We start from the raw sequence: 871 nt of genomic DNA on the forward strand, positions 1-871 counted from the left end.
TGGATTCAACCGGTCAACGCAACACACTCATCAAACATTTCAGCAGGTGTTCTGAACCCCAGCGTCTTCCTGGGACGCTGGTTCAACTGCCTTGCAATCGCATCCAAGCTCTCCTGTGAGTAGCCCGACAGATCCAGGCCTTTGGGAAGGTACTGCCTGAGTAACCCGTTCGTGTTCTCGTTGGTGCCCCGTTGCCATGGATGGTGCGGGTCGCAGAAGTAGACCTGGATGTCGGTCGCCAACGTGAAGCGCTTGTGCCCCGCCATTTCCGAGCCGCGATCCCAGGTCAAGGAGCGGTAGAGCTCATGCGGCAGGCTCCTGGCATGTCTGGCTAGGGCCGCAGCCACGGTGTACGAGTCTTTGTCCACCAGCTTGACCAGCATCACATAGCGCGTGTGTCGCTCCACCAAGGTCGCGATCTGGCTATGAGCATCGCCGAACAGCAAGTCTCCTTCCCAATGCCCTGGCACGGCCCGATCTTCTATACAGGCCGGACGTTCGCTGATGGGGACGGCACCGACGATTCGGCCATGGATACTGGTCTTTTGCGTGTAGTGCCGTGAACGACGCATGCCTCTGGTGCGCCGCAAATGCTCCAGAAGCTCCTTCTTCAAAGCGCCCCGCGTCTGGACAAAGAGCGTGCGATAGATGGCTTCGTGGGACACCTGCATGCTCCTTTGCTCTGGGTAGGTCCGTTTGAGCCAACCGGCGATCTGCTCAGGCGACCATCGATGCTGCAGTTTGCCAGCCACGATCTGCGCCAGGGCTGGATTGCTCGCCAGCTTGCAAGGCTTGGGGCGGTGCGCACGCTCCCAGGCTGCTTCATCGGCGCGCGCAGCCCTGTAGCAACTCTTGCCACCGTTGCGGTGAA

Annotated in this window: 1 protein-coding gene; it reads right to left on the minus strand. The window is 60.0% G+C overall.

The features are described 5' to 3' along the window. Positions 1 to 5 precede the first annotated feature (5 nt). A partial coding sequence (locus tag DTS01S_RS29270; RefSeq protein WP_061290154.1) for an IS30 family transposase occupies positions 6 to 871 on the minus strand: 866 nt, incomplete at its 5' end.

Origin of the sequence: Delftia tsuruhatensis NBRC 16741, from assembly GCF_001571325.1 — a bacterium.
GTDB classification, from domain to species: domain Bacteria; phylum Pseudomonadota; class Gammaproteobacteria; order Burkholderiales; family Burkholderiaceae_C; genus Comamonas; species Comamonas tsuruhatensis.